Below are 17,384 nucleotides of genomic sequence, written 5' to 3'. Positions count from 1 at the left end.
AACCAGCACAAATACTGGCTGGGGTGACCATCCGATAGGAGATGCTAAAGCGATATGCCTGACTCATATCGCGATGCCTAGAGTCGGAAGCGGCTTGGCATAACTGGCTGCATCCGACCCAATCTCGTTAATAGAGCTGGCCGTTCAACGTTAATTCGCCCGCATTTCTGCGACCATCTCATCGAATATTGGCACTGCTTTTTCTAACGCTTCGAGCGCGGCAATTAACGGTTCGAACAGTTCGTCATAGCTGTCATCACCCCACGCATCGGCAAGCTTGGCAGGGTCCAGTTTGAGGGGGAGATGAAAGTACGGTTCGTCATAAATGAAACCGAGGGGCTTTAGGTGATCAGCATACTTTTGAGCGACCACTTGCAGGGATTTTTTCCAAGCCTTCCTGCTTTCAAAACCCAAGTCTTTTTCTGCCACAGAAAACCACAGACTCACGCTCGTTGAGGCGACACCACAAAGATTGGCAAGCCAATAGTTTTGGCTTTCTTCTACTGTTGCGATCTCATACCAAGGATTAGCCCTATCACCACCTTTCTCATCTTTAAAACTCCACCTTGGTGGGGCTATCCAATAACCAACTATATCCTCACCGTCGACCATAGAACTCCAACCATGCTCATTAGTCCACGACTGGATCACTTCAGAAAAATTGGCCCGGACCTCTGGCTCGAGTTCTTGTTCGAACAAAACGGCAGCTTGGTTAAATAGTTGCAAGTCCCCGAGAATCATACGGCCAGCTTGCTTATTGTAATTCATGAAAGATTCCTTGATCAAAAAGCGCGCACATGGCGCAGGAAAGTTTCAGCCAGCCGGAAACTGAATCCCTGAAAGGCCGGATTAGTGACTGCCATGCAATCAAGTGAACGCAGTAACACGCGAGCCAGTTCCTTCCATGAAAGATTAACCACTCGGTTGCTGTCCAGCTCAACGATGTTCCGCGATGCACGACCGTCTGTAGTTAAATAGATGACGGCCCATGGCAGGCTACCGGCGCCTAATTCTGCTGATTTGACATATCGTACGATTTGTTCCGCCCCCTCGGGCGCATCAATTTTTGCTTCAATCAGCAGATAAAAAGCTCCACCTGGACTGTTACTACGAAGTTCGATATCTACCCTATTGCTACCATCACTATTCAGTCGAGCCTCACGTATCACGCTGACTCGGCCCAATGGCGTATGCGGAATTTGCACCTGAACGCGATGCACGTGAGCCATCATCGCTCCTAGTAGCACATCGCCTAGGCCATGATCACCAGCGGGGTCAAGTAGCCAAGCAAGCACCGCAGTACTGCGCACTTCGTCCCTACCCAGTCGGGCGATTCGCCATGGATTACAGAATCCGCCCACAGCCCGTAGGCATTGGAGCGGAGTGCGTATACCGTCGAATAAGACAGCCAAAGAACGCACATCGATCACAGCCTGAGTTAGCGCCATACGATTGGGTGCCAGTGTGTCCTGGGGGATAGCCCGCAAGGCGTCGAAAAATCCAGAAAGATGGACCGGATTCAACGCAACAATCTTAGTTGCTGAGGTGCGTGGGGTCAGGTTACGAAGGCGATCAAAAAAGTCGCGAAGCTTTTCGGGACTTCCAGTGCTCATCAACTTTCCTCATTAGGCTGCATTTCGCGCAGATGATGGCATTTAAATGTCATTACGGCATAGTCTTGCGATTTTTTTGCAGGCAAACGACCGCTATGGGTCGATTCTGTTGAAAAAGTCGGCTTCGGTTTCCACGGCAGAAAAGTACGCGCTTGAGATTGAAATCTGTGTTTTTGGCAGAAGGTTCAGGACTCGGATTTCACGTAGCAGCGTGCAAAAGAGGTGTTTTCACCCATCAATGTTCGAGCGTTTTGGGCCAACCGACTTTTTCAACAGAATCGGTCGAGTGCGGCCCTTCGCGACAGGCAAAAATCGGCCAGAAGCTGCCGGTCAGAGTACGAAAAATGTATCTGTCCCCTTTTGTTCCGCCTTGTTCCTCTCAGCCTTTTTCACCCATGAACGGTACATAGCGTCGCACAAGTGCTTCGAGCCGCAAACCGACGCTTACAGTAGCCGCGCACCGCGCTTAGACTGTGCCCACTCCATGATACGGCGCGGCTCGAATGCATCAGTTACTCGAACTCGAAGAGATCTCTAAAGCGAAAATTCGCGACTTGCTGACTGCCGGCATAATTTTGCCAGTGATGAATAACACCAAATGGGCGGAACTGATCCGAGCAATGCATAACGCTCCGGATATGAAACCTGAATTCAGATTGCACAGTACATTGGCACCGAGTGACTACTGCACAGGGTGGGATCGCGATTGGCATTACCATATTCATCCGGTAGCAGCTAGCAGAGAAGTGCCGGATGCAAAGGCGCAATCAGCGTTCGGCCCACTACAGTGGCACCTTGCCACCCAAAGTGCCGTCACTTAAGCTTCGGCCCAAATTGATTCTTTCATTGAGCCCAGCAAGACATCGCTGTGGGCTCTGCAACTGAACGTTTAAAGGGACCTGACGTTGAGACCTATCTGGCGAGCCCCACATCTACAACCCTCCGCACTGCACAGCGAGTCGCTGGCAGAAGAAATGAATCTGCTACGTGCCCACTTCGATCTGCCAGATGAGGCGCGCTTGAGCCGGCGCCCGCACCTCGATTCTCGCCTCTGGAATCAGCCCAGTGTCAGAAAGGCTCTTCTTGGGGTGTTCGAGAACAAATGCGGTTATTGCGAAAGCCCGCTGAGCGGTCAGGACTTCGCTGTTCACCACCACCGCCCGTTGATGAATGCAAAAGGGAGTGTAGGGTCTGTAGGGTATGAAAATACGACAAGTGCAGACCATTATGTATGGTATGCGTACGAGTGGAACAACCTTATTCCAGCCTGCCCGGTATGTGCAAGATTCAAAGCAAACCAATACCCTACAACATCAAAGCGAGCACCGCCGTTTACCCCGTGGCAAGATGCAGAAATCGAGTCGCCAGTACTAATCGACCCCTGTCGCGACAAGCCATTCGAACATATATCCTTCAGATTCAATGGCGCATGTACTCATAAAACTGTTCGGGGCCGGCATACGATTGAAACGCTAAAACTCAATCGCAGTCACCTCGTTAGCCAACGATCTGCCTATTTTTCCGACCTCTGGGCGCACTTGAGGCAATTGCACAGAGAGAACTACGAAACCATACACTCTGTAGTGGAAGAACGATTCAATAGCCGTCTGACATTCGTAGGTGCCGCGAAATTATGGGTGCTCGGAGCACTTACAAAAACGTCCATCAGAAAATCTCCGCCATCGGAGGGCGAATTTTCCAGCGAACTGGCAGGATTCATTGCAGTGTCCTCCACAGCAGAGTGGCAGGCTTTCATTGATCGGCTAGCCGGGATCAGCCCGGCTCTTGCCGAGCGAAACGTCACTGTTCGAAACCCTGAAACGAACCCTGAAAAACTCCACTTTTCCCGAATTCGGGTCATTGAGATAGAGAATTTCAAGGGTATTCGAAAGCTGCAGATAAACCTTAGTCACGACGCCACCCAGGAACGTGGCATTGCCCCGGCAGCAGTGCTTCTGGGCGAAAATGCAGTAGGAAAGAGCTCGATACTTCAGGCGATTGCATTGGGTGTGATGAGCCCAAAATTGAGGTCCCGAATCAACTTTGATTGGGAAGCAACCCTGCCCCGAGATACCCTGACAGACGGTGCCGACGATCGACCCCTAGCCCTTCAATCAACCATTAAGGTTACCTTCGATGACGGCGAAACAAGCGATATCCGTATTCGCCGGGACGGCTCTTTCACCAGCCAGAATCTGCGCAGCAGCTTGATTCTTGGCTATGGTGCGCATCGTTCATTTCAAGATGAGCAATCGAGTTTCAGAATCATCAGGAAATCTTCGAGCATTGCTTCCCTATTCGAAAAAAACAAACCACTGCCCCACTCGGCTACCTGGCTGGAATTACTTGATGACGGGGATTTTTTCCCGGTGGCACGAGCGCTGCGCGAGATCCTGAATCTCGACATGAGCGACGAAATATATCGACTGGCGTCAGGTGAAGTGCTCGTACGAAGACACAACGAAAGCATCCCGGTCTTTCGCTTGAGCGATGGGTATCGCTCGCTATTTGCCATGAGCCTGGACATCATTCGCAACATGCTCAAGGAGTGGGGAAACCTTGAAGATGCCCGAGGAATAGTGCTGATCGACGAAATCGAATTGCATTTGCACCCCCGATGGAAAATGCAGATCGTTTCCGCACTGCGCCGCGCCATGCCACAAGTGCAGTTCATCTACACCACCCACGACCCCCTTTGTCTAAGAGGCATGCTCGACGGCGAGGTTCATGTACTTATCAGGGACGATGAAGGCTGCGTCCAGGAAATGACTGGCTTGCCGGACGTCACCGCCATGCGCGCAGAGCAACTGCTGACCTCGGAGTACTTCGGTCTGGCCAGCACCGTAGAACCCGAGACCATGCGCAAACTTGACCGGATCGTGCTGTCCGATTCGCGCAGCACCTCGCCTGATGCGCATTTCTCAGAACAAATGAACGCCTTTTCCATTATCGGCGACACGCCTGAAAAGCAGGTTGTCAATGAAGCATTGCGCCGGCACATCATCGAACAGCTTCGTTCAGACACCCTTGACAGGGCAGCAGTACGAGAAGACGCCGTCAAACTTATCCTCGCACGCTTGCGGGCCGACTCCAATGGAGTGGGCCTGTGATTTTCGTAGATCGAAACACGGTAGACGAGCCATTATCGTTGGCATTGCCAAACGGCAAAGGGGCTAAGGAAAGGGCCCGCGCCATTAAGCACTACGCAGCATTGGCAACCCCCCCCGTGTTGGCCAAGGCGAAAGCCACGAAAAATAGCGGTAAAAAAACAAAAGCTACAGCCCCCAAGAAGTTCAACTTTGCAGCGTACCGTTGCAAGGATGTGAAGCAAACGCTGGACAATCTATTTCATGAAAAATGCGCCTATTGCGAATCGAGCTACAAGGCCGTGATGTCTGCTCAGGTCGAACACTTTCGTCCCAAAGGACGCGTTAGCGAAGATTCGAGCCACAAAGGCTACTGGTGGCTAGCCTCGACGTGGACAAATTTGTTACCAAGTTGCAGTCACTGCAATACCTCGGAATATCATGAAGTACATAAACTGACTGTCGAGCAGCCTTATCCGCAAAAAACGCATACTGGCAGATACAAACTGGGAAAATACGACTATTTCCCGATTGGTGGCCAGCGGGCAGTCGCCGAAGGCGATGATCTTGACCGTGAAGACGCCTACCTTATCGACCCGACCCGTCGGAACCCGAATGATCACTTGCAGTGGATTGTCGAAGGTGGCCTAAGCCTGATTGCGCCGGAAAGAGTGGGAACCGCCTGGGACCCCTACGGACTGCACACCTATCAGATCTTTGGTTTGAACCGCAAAAAACTGGTGGAAACACGCACAACATTGATGCTTGAAGTAAAGAAGCAACTACTCAAAGCGCGCAATGCCTTGATGAAAGCGGCCACCAAGGAGCCCGGTGAATTCTTCGATTATCTGTACAACCACGCAATGGAGATCTTCGTCGAGCTGGACGAGCTGAAGGCTCCCTCGAAGCCCTACTCAGCGATGGTGAAAAAGCTTCTGGACGAAGAGCGCACCGAGATCATGGCAGCGTTCATGGCTCTCGCCAGGCGACCATGAACCCGTGACCAGGATCTGTATGAGTAGCCCTGTAGAAGCTTGCTCAATGGTGGGGAAAAAGCTACATGCGAGAAGCCTGCCGGATCATTAACGCGTACTGGTTCGAGACATTATCGCATCCGGTAATGTCGGTTTCCAAGGCCGTCGCCAACCACGCCTCACGCAAGGTTTCAGAGTATGAGGGTATGCGCAGGGTGGCAATTCGAGACGGACATTTTGTATCTGGGTCGATGCGGGTCGAAATATGGGAGATGACACGTTGTACCTGGCTCGGCAGGACGGACAAGAGGAACTAGCTTCATTAGTTTGTCACTAGCAGCTACGGGTCGATTCTGTTGAAAAAGTCGGCTTCGGTTTCCACGGCAGAAAAGTACGCGCCTGAGATTGAAATCTGTGTTTTTGGCAGAAGGTTCAGGACTCGGATTTCACGTAGCAGCGTGCAAAAGAGGTGTTTTCACCCATCAATGTTCGAGCGTTTTGGGAAAACCGACTTTTTCAACAGAATCGGTCGATTGCAGCCCTTCGCGAGGGCCAGCAATCGGCCAAAAGCAGTCATCGATATACGTCTACAATTTCATGGTCCATTCAGGTTATGAGTCTTCCTTGGAGATAACATGCTCACTGCAGAGATCATCATCGGCAAAGTTGTCGAGTTCATAGTTGGAAAGTCACTTACGACAGACAAGGAAGCTAATTCGTTACTCTCGGGAGCAATAACTGATCATAAGTTAGCTGTCATCAGCCTCAATCTACATCAGGTAATGTAATATTAAAAAATAACGCTGCCTCATAAAACCTCTTAACAAGACGCCAGACAAACCACATTATCAGACCTTTACATATTGGCTCTGAAAAAAAGCGCAAAAAAACAAACAGTAAATATCAAAGTCAAAACAAGCAGCTCGAGCGAAAGTTGATTATGCCAGCAACCGAAGCTATTATAGCTAATGCTGGGGCGAAATCAGCAATATTATGCTGCGCAAAAGGGGGGGCGAATGAATATTGAAAGAGTTCAAATTGAAGGTGGTTTTCTAAATGGGGTTGATATAACCCTTTCGGCAGGATTGAATGTTCTAATCGGCGCTCGTGGAACAGGAAAAACTTCGATAATTGAACTCATACGTTACGCACTAGATGTTAGAAATATGACAAGCGAATCTAAAAGTCGTTCGCTAGATCACGCGCGGGCAGTACTTGAAGGCGGCGAAGTGTGCATAACGCTAAATGACTTGATCGAGAACGTAATCGTAAGCAGAGGTGCTGACGAAGATAAGTTCAGAGCTTCCTCCACTTTTATCTCTCCAATAATTTTATCTCAAACTGAAATAGAAACCGTCGGCTTGAGTGAAACTGGTAGACTTTCACTTATTGACGGATTTATTTCTAACAGGAACTCAATTAAATCCGTCCTTGCGGAAACGTCGAATAGTATTCGCTCATTCTACAAAGAACTCGAAGCACTTGAAAAAGAAATAATAAGTCTCGGTGAAGGGATTGAAGAATTTCAGATACTCCAGGACAAAATAAGCCAACTTGAACTAGAGCAAAAAAAGTACCTTGGAGAGTCCGAGGAAATCGCAGTTAAGCAATTAAAATTCGGTGTAGTATCCTCTAAACTTTCCGAATTAGGTGTGAAGGACGGAGTATTACAACGCTTTAGCAATACGACTGGAAGCTGGTTTCAAAAATTAGAAAGTCAGATTTTTGAAGATTTCGGGCCTGAAGAGTGGGATGGTTCACCGGACGAAGACCCGTTATCTGAGCTTCGTGTTAAATATTCGCAAACGATAATGCAACTGGACGATGCACTAGGTTCTTTCAGGCAAATGAAGGAGCTAGCAGAAAGTAAGCTTGAGGACATACAGAAATCCAAAATAGAATTAGAAAAAGAATCCAGAACCATCAGGGGTGAGCTTGATCATAATACAGTCGGAGCTGGTGCGTTAGCGCGGCAGATTACCATATTAAGAGCAAATGCCGCTCAGATTCAGTCCAGACAAAAACTTATTAATGAAAGGAAGGCCAGACTGGTCAACTTAAGAGCCCGAAGAGATCAGAAGCTGGAAGAACTTTTAGAAATTCGAGCGGGACGATCGGTTCTTCGCAAAGAGATTGTAGCTAAGTTAAATGAATCGTTAGCTCCTTGGGTAAAAGTTGAGCTAGAAGGTTCAGCTCAATTCGCCGAATACACTCGCTCAATAGCAAATGCATTGCGGGGCAGCGGTATGAAATACAATGAGCTAGCTTCAAATATTTCAGAAAAAGTTAGCCCTCAGGAACTAATGGACTTTGTTGAGTACAATGATTTTGAGTCACTTTCACAGATAACAAACATCCCTCGCGAACGGTGCTCGAGACTGTTAGGAGTGTTAGCTGAAACCGGTATATCCGAGATTGTGACAAGTGAAGTTGAAGACAATGTTAAGTTATCCCTCTTGGATGGTCTAGATTATAAAGATGTGACTGCATTGTCGGCCGGTCAGCGGTGCACAGTTATATTATCAATCGTTCTTCAGCATCACGAGCGAACTTTAATAATAGATCAGCCTGAAGATCATTTGGATAACTCATTTATTGCCAATACCGTCATTAAGGCACTAGTCCGCAGGAAAGGTGAGGGGCAAGTTATTCTTTCAACTCATAACGCTAACATCCCCGTTCTCGGGCAGGCGGATTTAGTTATAGAGATGACTTCAGACGGTCGAAACGGTTATGTGCAGCTGTGTAAACCTCTTGATGATATCGAGGCAGTAGAAGCCATCACCAACGTGATGGAGGGTGGTGCAGAAGCCTTTGCGACCCGTGCCCGGTTTTACGCAGGACATAGCTAAAGATGAATTCCGAAGAAGCTAGAAAATGTATTATTGCAGGCACGGTTAAGGAACGTTTAAAAGCAGCAAGATTTTTTTCCCAAAACCCCAGCGAAGTAAGTACTGAATTATTGAGAGAAGCGCTTTCACAAGAAGGAGTTAGTTGGATAAAAAAGGCTTTAACCTTGGCGCTGGAGCGGGCGGACGTTTCGGTGATACGGCCCGCAGATGTAAATCACTCATCTGAAGGTGAGGTGAATGGCCGTTTAATAAGATCTGTGATGGCGCGCGCTACCGAGGAAGTTACTGGTACTATCCTTCATGAGTTTAGTACGATAATTGGCGAAATCAATATGAAGGCAATGTCTGAGTTTGATGGCTTCGCTGAATCTCAGACGTTCAGGCTAATGTCGAGGTTAAAAGAAATACTTCGAGCCGTGCGAGAACTAAAACGTGCTTCTGCATCTCCAGATTACAGCGATTTTAATCTTGGCGACTTGATAGACCAAATCATCGAAGAAAATCCGAAAATCTTTGAAGGCATAACGTTGATTGAGGCTGGGCAGCGTCCTTTCATGGTTAGCGCAGACCGCGGCTCAATGTTTTTAGCAATCATTAATGGTTTAAGAAATGCAAATGAAGCGCTTCTTGAATTTAGCAGAAAAACACCTCCTGAGGTGCTGCTTACATGGGGGCGCGCAGGCGACGAAGTGTTTTTTGCAATAATAGATTCAGGTTCTGGATTTAACGGGAACCCTAATAATGCTTTAAAAATTGGTGTCACCAACAAAGATAAAAATATTCATACAGGTTATGGTCTTGCCACAGCATCTAGTGCAATGAAAGCAATGGAGGGTGAACTGCTGCTTTCTAACAGCCTGGACGGTGGCGCACGTTTCGAACTTAGATGGTATAAAGAAAATGAAGCTTCTACTAGTTGAAGATAACCGCTCATATGCGGAAACGCTAAGAGAGCAACTTTTGAAGTTTACCACTCCAACTGAAGTGCTACTAGCAGAAAGTCGGGACAGTGCAATGAGCCTTCTAAAGGATCATTTTTTTGACTTGGTGGTTCTTGATCTGGAAATCCCCACAGTAGACGGTGCTTTCGACTTAGAAGTTGAACATGGGCATGAGGTATTTTACTGTGCAAGGAGTTATGCACCTGGCACCCCTATTTACATATTAACAGGTTCCGAGCCAGATGCCTTCTTGAGAGGGCTAGCCAAACAGGGACAAAGTGTCGACTTGTGGGGAGACGGGACGTTAGTACCGACTGTAGCATATCACCTCAAAGAAGATGGTGATCAACTAATAGCTGAAATTCAAGAAATAGCTTCACGTATAGCTATTACAGACGCAATCCGGATAAATATCGGTGCGCAAGTAATTGAACTTAAGCCTGAGCAAAAAAGAGCAATCAAAGTATTCACTCGCGCTAACGGGGGTAGTTCCTGTAGGCTAAAGAAACTAGGCGGCTTATCAGATGCGATTGTTCTGAAAATCTCAGTGATGGATCAGGCTGGACGAGTGAGGTGTGAGTGCGTTGGTAAATTAGGACTTGCAAGTCATGTTAATAAAGAAATTGTGGCATATAATGCAGAAGTAAAGCACCTTCGGCTCGGCGCATTTGCCCCCGTTCTAAGTTTTAATGATCAAGGGTTGCGTGGGTTTGCAGCTATATTCTACGTTCTAGCTGACGAACATACCGATACTTTTTTTCAGTTAGTTTTAACGAATCCTGAAGCAGCTATTGATGTATTAACAAGGATACGCGCTGCTTTAGCTCGATGGTCAGATTCGAGAAGTGTAACATTAGTTCCAATAAAAGAAATTCGACGACACATCTTGAGTGACGAAAATTTTCAAAAAATAATAACAACACATGATTTAGAGAGATTATTAGTACTAGAGGAGAAAAATATTGAGATCTCTGAGGCTTGCATACATGGAGATCTGCATGGAGGAAATATTTTAGTAAATAGTGATTACGTCCCAGTGCTAATCGACTTTGGTGATGTTGGTGCAGGTTATACCTGCCTAGATCCGATAACTCTAGAACTAAGCCTTATATTTCATCCGGATGCTAGAATAAATGGGCTAGCTGCTCAGCTTGAATCCTCAAGTGAAAGTTGGTTAGATTTAAATGTCTACGGCAAAGGCTCTCCGCTATATCCAATCATCAAGTATTGTCGAGAGTGGGCATACGACGTCGCCCCTCACGACGAATCAGTATTAAGCATGGCGTACTTATTTGTACTCAAACAACTTAAATATGAAACAGTCCCAGCTGATGTACTTATCAAAATACTTAATGGAATACTTGAAAGGCTTGAAGACAGAATATGAGTTCTTCAAGATTTTCAAAAACTCTTGATTAACAATATCAAGAGCGCCTCCACCAAAAGCTCAACATTCCTAAGGCATCTTTTTAAGGATGCCGTTTTTTCTAGTGGATCTCTCCTAGCCTCGTAAGAACATTCGAATGACCGCTTCTGGCCCAGAGTGTGTAAAAACGTTTTTCAGCGCGATTGGTGTCCAAAGTAGAACTGAAAATCGCGTTTCTACGCAAAATCTAGGTCTGCCAACCAGCCGATAAATTTCAGATTTGGCATAGAAGCGCAGACTTCAATTTTGGCTCAGCGTTTTTACACACTCTGGGCCGTTTACTGCCTTTCGCCACCGGCAGCTATGGGTCGATTACGGTCGTCCGAATTAGCCATATCACCGCTGGTCACCTGTGAAATGCGCTAAACAGCCTGAAAGCCCTCTGCGCCGGGGCTTTAAGGCAAGTTGATACCCTTCCTGAAACACGTCCAAACCTCCCCTGGTGCGAGCTATTGAGAAATCAAAAACTCGTTATGACGCTTGTTTTCAAATGACGTTTCCTTGCAAACCGGGGCCTCTAGAGATCAGCCACCGACCTGGCTTGCTTTGGGCGCTTCGCAAAGCTGCTGCACTTCTTTGCAAAACCTTGCACTTCGTGAAACTGCAAAATGCCTCACAGCCCCCGCAGCGGGCTTGGGCGCGGCCTTGATTTGCACCACTACCTGTCTTTGCACAAAAAAGGGACGCAAAGCCCGTCGGCGGGAGGGGGATAAGTGAATTTTTGTTTGGATTTTTTTTGAACATGCGTTATTTATCGAAAGAGGACGGCCTGACGCCACCTGTGTATCAACGGGCCAAGAGGCTCTGATTAAAAAGGAATTATCATGGCCGCAGCTAGCTACTCGGTTGTACATTTGAAAATGCGCTTTAACTCAACCGTACTTTCAACTGGGAGTGGAATGCTATATTTTTACAACCAGAAATATTACATTGTTACAGCGTGGCACAACCTCACCGGGCGACATCCGGAAACGTTAGAGATTCAACATCCGCATAAAGCATCGCCTAACAACGTTATCGTTACTATGGTTCGAGAGTTCCCCGGAATGGGAGGAACTCGGATACCATTTATAGTCCCACTATCTTCTGAAGATGAGACTTTTTATTATGTACACCCAACAAACTATCCGAGAATAGATGTAGCGATAATACCGCTAGACATTGACAGGTCGTACGAAATGTCAGTAAAGGCAGGCGACGGCAGAGAGTTCACTGGGCATATAAACCTGATACAGCAAGGCGATTTTCCATCCGAGCTATGCCCATTACAAAAATATGAGCTTTCTGATCAAGAATTGCTAGCGGCATGTATTGACAATATAGATGTGACGGACGAGCTATTTATACCCGGATACCCGGAAAATATTTCCGATTATCATGCAAACCCTGTATGGAAACGAGCTACAGTAGCTTCAAGCCTGAAGATGGGTTGGAATGGACAACCTCTATTCTTGATTGATTCGGCCTCTAGACCTGGAATGTCAGGCGCCCCAGTCTTTCACTATAACAAAAGGGGTATACTACAGATCGGAGGTAAAAACATTCTAGTAGGTAAAGAGTTTGTCGTCTTTCTAGGTATTTATGTTGGTCGCATGTACTCCCAAGAGAAGGACGATGCTCAGATAGGTATGGTTTGGAAGCGTGAGGTCGTAAATGAAATTATAGATGGCGAGACTCTGGATTGGCATTCTAACCTACTGGAAGTCGGCCCCAATGAGATTAGAAAACAGGTCTTATCTACTTTGGCCAAATATAATGAAGAAGGCGTCCGAACGATTAATGACCCGAACGCAGACTATCGATATTATGCTACTAGGTCGGTTCATGAAGCACTGAATGGGCGAGCGCCCTTTAAAGAAATACTACAATGCGTTCTGGAAGAGGCTTCAAAGTATCATGGCCCGTATAAAACCGAGTGAGTTTTATAGGCCAAATATCAAAGTGTCACGCTAGATAACGTTGTCGAAAGTGCCCTCGCCTCTGCGGCAGCTGCAACGAAAGCAGCTGCATTCATCGGGACTGGAACTTGGGGGTGCGTATGTGCCGCGATCTGCGTGTTCATCTCCTGTACCAGGTCAAGCAGCTCACATAGCACCTGCAGCACGTTCACACTTTCCGAGCCAAGCCAGGTTCTTGGTGCCTGAAGGCGCTGACTGCCCCCAGCCACACTCCGGCGCAAGCCTGTAATCCGCTCCTGCATGTCGCCACCAACCGTGGCGTTATGCTTCTGCCCGACCACCAGATTCAGATCTCGTCCAGTCGCTTGGTGCAGATCGTCCACCGCCGCCAGACTCGCAGATCCGCCCGACAACAGTTTGAGCGCGCCCAGCGCCTCGATCTTTTTCACACCGCCCACCGTCTCGGTCGAATGGTCGTCGATCGTCTGTGTGTGGCTCTGGAACTGCTCACGGTTCTCCAGGGCTTCCACTTCGCGCTCGATCGCCTTGTCCTGGATCTTGCCGTCGGTCTGGCGTAACCAGTTGCCGTCGGCATCGACGCGCTGCTGGGCGGCGCCGCTGTGCTGCCAAACCTGGTCACCTTTCGGCACCTTGGGCATGCTCAGGCCGTGGGGCAGGATCGTCTGGATGTAGGGTTTGTTCGGCAAACCGTAGGCGAAGCCCACCACCACTTGAGTACCCTCCTCCGGAAAGGCATACATGCCCATTTCCTCGCCCCCGGTAGGCAGCGGCAATGGCACACCGGCGAGCTGGGGCAGCTGCGGATCGGGTTCACCGTCCGGGCCGAGGACTTCGATGTTCACCGCGTAACGCGGTCGGAAGTCGTCGCAAACAAGCCTGGCATACGTCGGGCGAGGGAAGTCACTGGTCGAGACAGCCTGCTATATCGTCGACGCCATATTGAAGGCGTAAAGCTTCGACAAACTTCAGTTTGATGACGCACTGAAGGGAAGAGAAAAGTAAAACAAGGTTGGTGCCAAAGTCAGCGCGAGAAGGGCCAAAAACGGCGCGAACTCACAGCTACCTAGATCCGAGACATCCGTGGGAGTAAATGTGGGAGTAATTTTTCAGACATGAAAAAGCCGAACTGGTTATGGTTCGGCAAAGTCATTGAAAAATATGGTCGGGACGGAGTGATTCGAACACTCGACCCCTAGCACCCCATGCTAGTGCGCTACCGGACTGCGCTACGCCCCGACTAGGCGTTGAATCTGTCCCTCATCTCGAGGAACGCTCAAGAATATATCGCAAGCTTTTGAAAACTGGAAGTATTTAAAAGCAGGAATTTATTTCTTGAGCACCACCAGAACATCTTCCAGCTCGGCGATCATCTGGCGGATCATTTGTTTGTATTGGGTGGTGTCGTCTTTGGCTTCATCGCCGGACAAACGCAAGCGTGCGCCGCCGATGGTAAACCCCTGATCGTAAAGAAGCGCGCGGATCTGCCGGATCATCAGCACGTCCTGGCGCTGATAATACCGGCGGTTTCCGCGGCGTTTGACGGGGTTGAGTTGAGGAAACTCCTGCTCCCAGTAGCGCAGCACGTGCGGTTTTACGGCACATAGCTCGCTGACTTCACCAATGGTGAAGTAGCGTTTGCCCGGGATGACGGGTAGCTCGTCGTTATGACTTGGTTCCAGCATAAGCCTCAACTCGGGCCTTCAACTTCTGCCCTGGACGAAAGGTGACCACACGGCGAGCCGTGATCGGGATTTCTTCTCCCGTTTTCGGATTGCGGCCAGGCCGCTGGCGTTTGTCCCGAAGGTCAAAATTTCCGAAACCGGACAATTTGACTTGTTCGTTGTCTTCAAGAGCGTGCCTGATTTCTTCAAAAAACAGTTCGACCAATTCCTTGGCCTCCCGCTTGTTCAGGCCCAGCTCTTCATACAGACGTTCCGCCATCTCAGCTTTCGTCAAAGCCCCCATACGTCACTTCCTTAACGTGGCGTTCAACCTTTGTTCGAGCGAGGTGAGGATGTTTTGCGTCGTGGTATTCACCTCATCGTCATTAAGAGTGCGCGATGGATGCTGCCAGGTCAAGCCAACTGCAAGGCTTTTTCTATGCGGATCAATGCCTTTACCCTGATACACGTCAAATAGCCTGAGGTCTGTCAGCCATTCACCTGCATTTTCACGGATTACGTCCAGTACGGCAGTGGCCGCAACGTCTTTGTCCGCCAGCAGTGCCAGGTCACGACGCACTTCAGGAAAGCGCGATAACTCCTGGAATTTAGGCATTTTGCCCAACGCCACTTCGGCCAGAACCAGCTCGAATACGAAGACCGGACGGTCGAGACCGAGGGTTTTCGACAACTCAGGGTGGATCGCGCCAACGAAACCTACCAAACGGCCTTCACGTTCGATGCGCGCGGTTTGGCCCGGGTGCAATGCTGGGTGTTTGCCCGGCACGAAAGTGAATGAATCCAATGCACCGGCGAAGCCCAGCACCGCTTCCACGTCGGCTTTGACGTCGAAGAAGTCCACCACATCGCGACCTTGTGCCCAGCCTTCCGGCAGACGACTACCGCAAACAACACCCGCCAGCATCGGCTCTTGCTTCAGGCCTTCCAGCTGACCGACGAAGCGCAGGCCGCTTTCGAACAGACGGACGCGATCCTGTTGACGGTTCAGGTTGTGCTGAAGCGCCTTGACCAGACCAGGCCACAGGGACGAACGCATGGCAGCCATGTCGTTGGAAATCGGGTTGGCCAGCAGCAGCGGCTCGACACCCGGATTAAACAACTCGAATTGTTTCGGATCGATGAAGCTGTAAGTGATCGCTTCCTGATAACCACGAGCCACCAGCAGACGACGCAGTTCAGGCAGATCGCTGCGCGCTTCGGCCTTGGCTTGCGGCGCCAGACGGGCTTGCGGGTAGCGAACCGGCAGACGGTTGTAACCGTACAGACGGGCCAGCTCTTCGATCAGGTCGACTTCCAGGCTGATATCGAAACGGAAGCTTGGCACTTCAACGCGCCACTGCCCTGCCCCATCGGCAGAAATGATCAGGCCCAAGGCGCTGAGCAGACGCTCGACTTCGGCCGAATCCATCTCCATGCCCAGCATCTGGGTGATGCGCTGGGCACGCAGGGTGATCGGCGCGATCGACGGCAGGTGCTGCTCGCTGACGGTTTCGATGATCGGACCGGCTTCGCCACCGGTGATTTCCAGCAGCAGGCCAGTGGCGCGCTCCATGGCTTCACGGGCCAGCTTCCAGTCCACGCCACGCTCGTAGCGGTGCGAGGCATCGGTGTGCAGGCCGTAGGAACGAGCCTTGCCAGCGACAGCAATCTGGTCGAAGAACGCGCTTTCCAGGAATATATCGCGAGTGGTCGCGGTGTTGACGCCGCTGTGCTCGCCACCCATGACGCCGGCGATAGCCAAGGCACGGGTGTGGTCGGCAATCACCAGCGTATCGCTACGCAGGCTGACTTCCTGACCATCAAGCAGAACCAGTTTCTCGCCTTCTTCGGCCATGCGTACGCGGATGCCGCCATTGATTTCGGCGAGGTCGAACGCGTGCAGCGGTTGGCCCAGTTCCAGCATCACGTAGTTGGTGATGTCGACGGCTGCGTCGATGCTGCGCACGTCGGCACGACGCAGACGCTCGACCATCCACAGCGGCGTAGGCTTGGACAGGTCGACGTTACGGATCACACGACCCAGGTAACGCGGGCACGCGGCCGGTGCCAGTACTTCAATCAAACGCACTTCATCGTGCACGGCCGGAACGTTGGCAATCACAGGGCGCACGACTTGGGCAGCATAAAGCGCGCCTACTTCGCGGGCCAGACCGGCCAGCGACAGGCAGTCACCGCGGTTCGGGGTCAGATCGACCTCGATGCTGGCGTCATCCAGGCTCAGGTACTCACGAATGTCCTGACCGACCGGCGCATCGGCCGGCAATTCCATCAGGCCATCGTTGCCTTCGCCGATTTGCAGCTCGGCCTGGGAGCACAGCATGCCGTTGGATTCAACACCACGCAGCTTGGCTTTCTTGATTTTGAAGTCGCCTGGCAGCTCAGCACCGATCATGGCGAACGGGATCTTCAGGCCCGGGCGCACGTTTGGCGCACCGCACACGACCTGGAAAGTCTCCGAGCCATTGCTGACCTGGCAAACGCGCAACTTGTCGGCGTCCGGGTGTTGCTCGGTGCTCAGCACCTCGCCCACCACCACGCCACTGAATTCACCGGCGGCCGGCGTAACGCTATCGACCTCAAGACCGGCCATCGACAGACGAGCAACCAGCTCGTCGCGACTTACCTGCGGGCTTACCCAGCCACGCAGCCATTGTTCACTGAATTTCATCCTGCTCTCCTAAGAATTCGTTACGACTAGCGAAATTGCGCGAGGAACCGCAAGTCGTTGTCGAAGAACAGACGCAAGTCGTTCACGCCGTAACGCAGCATGGCCAGACGCTCAACGCCCATGCCGAAGCTCACCAACAGCGGTGCGGAAGCGGCGGAAAACGCCCTGAAGATCGTCCGTGGCGCCACCGGTCGCACGGCAGTCATCGCCTTCGACGGCGCCT

General features: G+C 50.2%; 12 protein-coding genes, 1 tRNA gene and 3 pseudogenes. 8 read left to right on the top strand and 8 right to left on the bottom strand.

From position 1 onward, the window contains the following. Positions 1-150 precede the first annotated feature (150 nt). Positions 151-768 carry a hypothetical protein gene (locus ACQKPC_RS22515; protein ID WP_427626382.1) on the bottom strand — a complete coding sequence of 206 codons (618 nt, stop codon included), beginning with the start codon at positions 766-768 and terminating at the stop codon, positions 151-153. A gap of 14 nt (positions 769-782) precedes the next feature. After that, positions 783-1,613, bottom strand: a complete 831-nt coding sequence (locus ACQKPC_RS22510; RefSeq protein ID WP_427626380.1) for a PD-(D/E)XK nuclease family protein — start codon at positions 1,611-1,613, stop codon at positions 783-785. 503 nt (positions 1,614-2,116) lie between these two features. Here ACQKPC_RS22510 and ACQKPC_RS22505 point away from each other — a divergent pair. From ACQKPC_RS22505 to ACQKPC_RS22470, 8 genes and pseudogenes are all read left to right on the top strand, one after another. After that, positions 2,117-2,434 carry a DUF6678 family protein gene (locus ACQKPC_RS22505; protein ID WP_427626378.1) on the top strand — a complete coding sequence of 106 codons (318 nt, stop codon included), beginning with the start codon at positions 2,117-2,119 and terminating at the stop codon, positions 2,432-2,434. 153 nt (positions 2,435-2,587) lie between these two features. Then, positions 2,588-4,723, top strand: coding sequence for an AAA family ATPase (locus tag ACQKPC_RS22500; protein WP_427626376.1), 2,136 nt, complete (start codon positions 2,588-2,590; stop codon positions 4,721-4,723). Beyond that, positions 4,720-5,694, top strand: coding sequence for a hypothetical protein (locus tag ACQKPC_RS22495; protein ID WP_427626374.1), 975 nt, complete (start codon positions 4,720-4,722; stop codon positions 5,692-5,694). Before ACQKPC_RS22500 ends, ACQKPC_RS22495 begins: the two co-directional genes overlap by 4 nt. Before the next feature lie 44 nt (positions 5,695-5,738). Next, a pseudogene (locus tag ACQKPC_RS22490) lies at positions 5,739-5,990 on the top strand (GNAT family N-acetyltransferase); the annotation flags it as partial. A gap of 699 nt (positions 5,991-6,689) precedes the next feature. Further along, positions 6,690-8,525, top strand: a complete 1,836-nt coding sequence (locus ACQKPC_RS22485; protein ID WP_427626372.1) for a hypothetical protein — start codon at positions 6,690-6,692, stop codon at positions 8,523-8,525. Positions 8,526-8,527: 2 nt separating this feature from the next. Beyond that, the gene (locus tag ACQKPC_RS22480; protein WP_427626370.1) at positions 8,528-9,445 is read left to right on the top strand and encodes a hypothetical protein; all 918 of its coding nucleotides are present in this window, start codon (positions 8,528-8,530) and stop codon (positions 9,443-9,445) included. Further along, positions 9,426-10,853: a phosphotransferase gene (locus ACQKPC_RS22475; RefSeq protein ID WP_427626368.1), complete on the top strand. Its 1,428-nt coding sequence runs from the start codon at positions 9,426-9,428 to the stop codon at positions 10,851-10,853. Before ACQKPC_RS22480 ends, ACQKPC_RS22475 begins: the two co-directional genes overlap by 20 nt. An 863-nt stretch (positions 10,854-11,716) precedes the next feature. Beyond that, positions 11,717-12,811 carry a hypothetical protein gene (locus ACQKPC_RS22470; protein WP_427626366.1) on the top strand — a complete coding sequence of 365 codons (1,095 nt, stop codon included), beginning with the start codon at positions 11,717-11,719 and terminating at the stop codon, positions 12,809-12,811. A gap of 17 nt (positions 12,812-12,828) precedes the next feature. On the opposite strand, the pseudogene ACQKPC_RS22465 reads toward ACQKPC_RS22470, so the two are convergent. The 6 genes and pseudogenes from ACQKPC_RS22465 to ACQKPC_RS22440 form a co-directional block, all read right to left on the bottom strand. Further along, a pseudogene (locus ACQKPC_RS22465) lies at positions 12,829-13,683 on the bottom strand (phage baseplate assembly protein V); the annotation flags it as partial. Between the two features lie 287 nt (positions 13,684-13,970). Beyond that, positions 13,971-14,047: transfer RNA gene (locus ACQKPC_RS22460), tRNA-Pro, on the bottom strand. A gap of 89 nt (positions 14,048-14,136) precedes the next feature. Then, on the bottom strand, positions 14,137-14,493 hold the full coding sequence (locus ACQKPC_RS22455) for a MerR family transcriptional regulator (protein ID WP_003179985.1): 357 nt from the start codon (positions 14,491-14,493) through the stop codon (positions 14,137-14,139). Beyond that, a complete protein-coding gene (gene ihfA / locus ACQKPC_RS22450) occupies positions 14,474-14,776 on the bottom strand; it encodes an integration host factor subunit alpha (RefSeq protein WP_002553164.1) in 303 nt (100 codons plus the stop codon). Before ihfA ends, ACQKPC_RS22455 begins: the two co-directional genes overlap by 20 nt. A gap of 3 nt (positions 14,777-14,779) precedes the next feature. Then, positions 14,780-17,161 carry a phenylalanine--tRNA ligase subunit beta gene (gene pheT / locus ACQKPC_RS22445; protein ID WP_427626363.1) on the bottom strand — a complete coding sequence of 794 codons (2,382 nt, stop codon included), beginning with the start codon at positions 17,159-17,161 and terminating at the stop codon, positions 14,780-14,782. Positions 17,162-17,187: 26 nt separating this feature from the next. Continuing rightward, positions 17,188-17,384: pseudogene (locus ACQKPC_RS22440) on the bottom strand (hypothetical protein); the annotation flags it as partial.

Origin of the sequence: Pseudomonas sp. NPDC089918 (assembly GCF_050280605.1) — a bacterium.
GTDB lineage: Bacteria > Pseudomonadota > Gammaproteobacteria > Pseudomonadales > Pseudomonadaceae > Aquipseudomonas.
This window is presented reverse-complemented; position numbering and strand designations above follow the sequence as displayed.

Coding starts and splice junctions, on each gene's coding strand:
- ACQKPC_RS22515 (WP_427626382.1), bottom strand. CDS start 768: ATGAATTACAATAAGCAAGCTGGCCGTATGATTCTCGGGGACTTGCAA.
- ACQKPC_RS22510 (WP_427626380.1), bottom strand. CDS start 1,613: ATGAGCACTGGAAGTCCCGAAAAGCTTCGCGACTTTTTTGATCGCCTT.
- ACQKPC_RS22505 (WP_427626378.1), top strand. CDS start 2,117: ATGCATCAGTTACTCGAACTCGAAGAGATCTCTAAAGCGAAAATTCGC.
- ACQKPC_RS22500 (WP_427626376.1), top strand. CDS start 2,588: ATGAATCTGCTACGTGCCCACTTCGATCTGCCAGATGAGGCGCGCTTG.
- ACQKPC_RS22485 (WP_427626372.1), top strand. CDS start 6,690: ATGAATATTGAAAGAGTTCAAATTGAAGGTGGTTTTCTAAATGGGGTT.
- ACQKPC_RS22480 (WP_427626370.1), top strand. CDS start 8,528: ATGAATTCCGAAGAAGCTAGAAAATGTATTATTGCAGGCACGGTTAAG.
- ACQKPC_RS22475 (WP_427626368.1), top strand. CDS start 9,426: ATGAAGCTTCTACTAGTTGAAGATAACCGCTCATATGCGGAAACGCTA.
- ACQKPC_RS22470 (WP_427626366.1), top strand. CDS start 11,717: ATGGCCGCAGCTAGCTACTCGGTTGTACATTTGAAAATGCGCTTTAAC.
- ACQKPC_RS22455 (WP_003179985.1), bottom strand. CDS start 14,493: ATGCTGGAACCAAGTCATAACGACGAGCTACCCGTCATCCCGGGCAAA.
- ihfA (WP_002553164.1), bottom strand. CDS start 14,776: ATGGGGGCTTTGACGAAAGCTGAGATGGCGGAACGTCTGTATGAAGAG.
- pheT (WP_427626363.1), bottom strand. CDS start 17,161: ATGAAATTCAGTGAACAATGGCTGCGTGGCTGGGTAAGCCCGCAGGTA.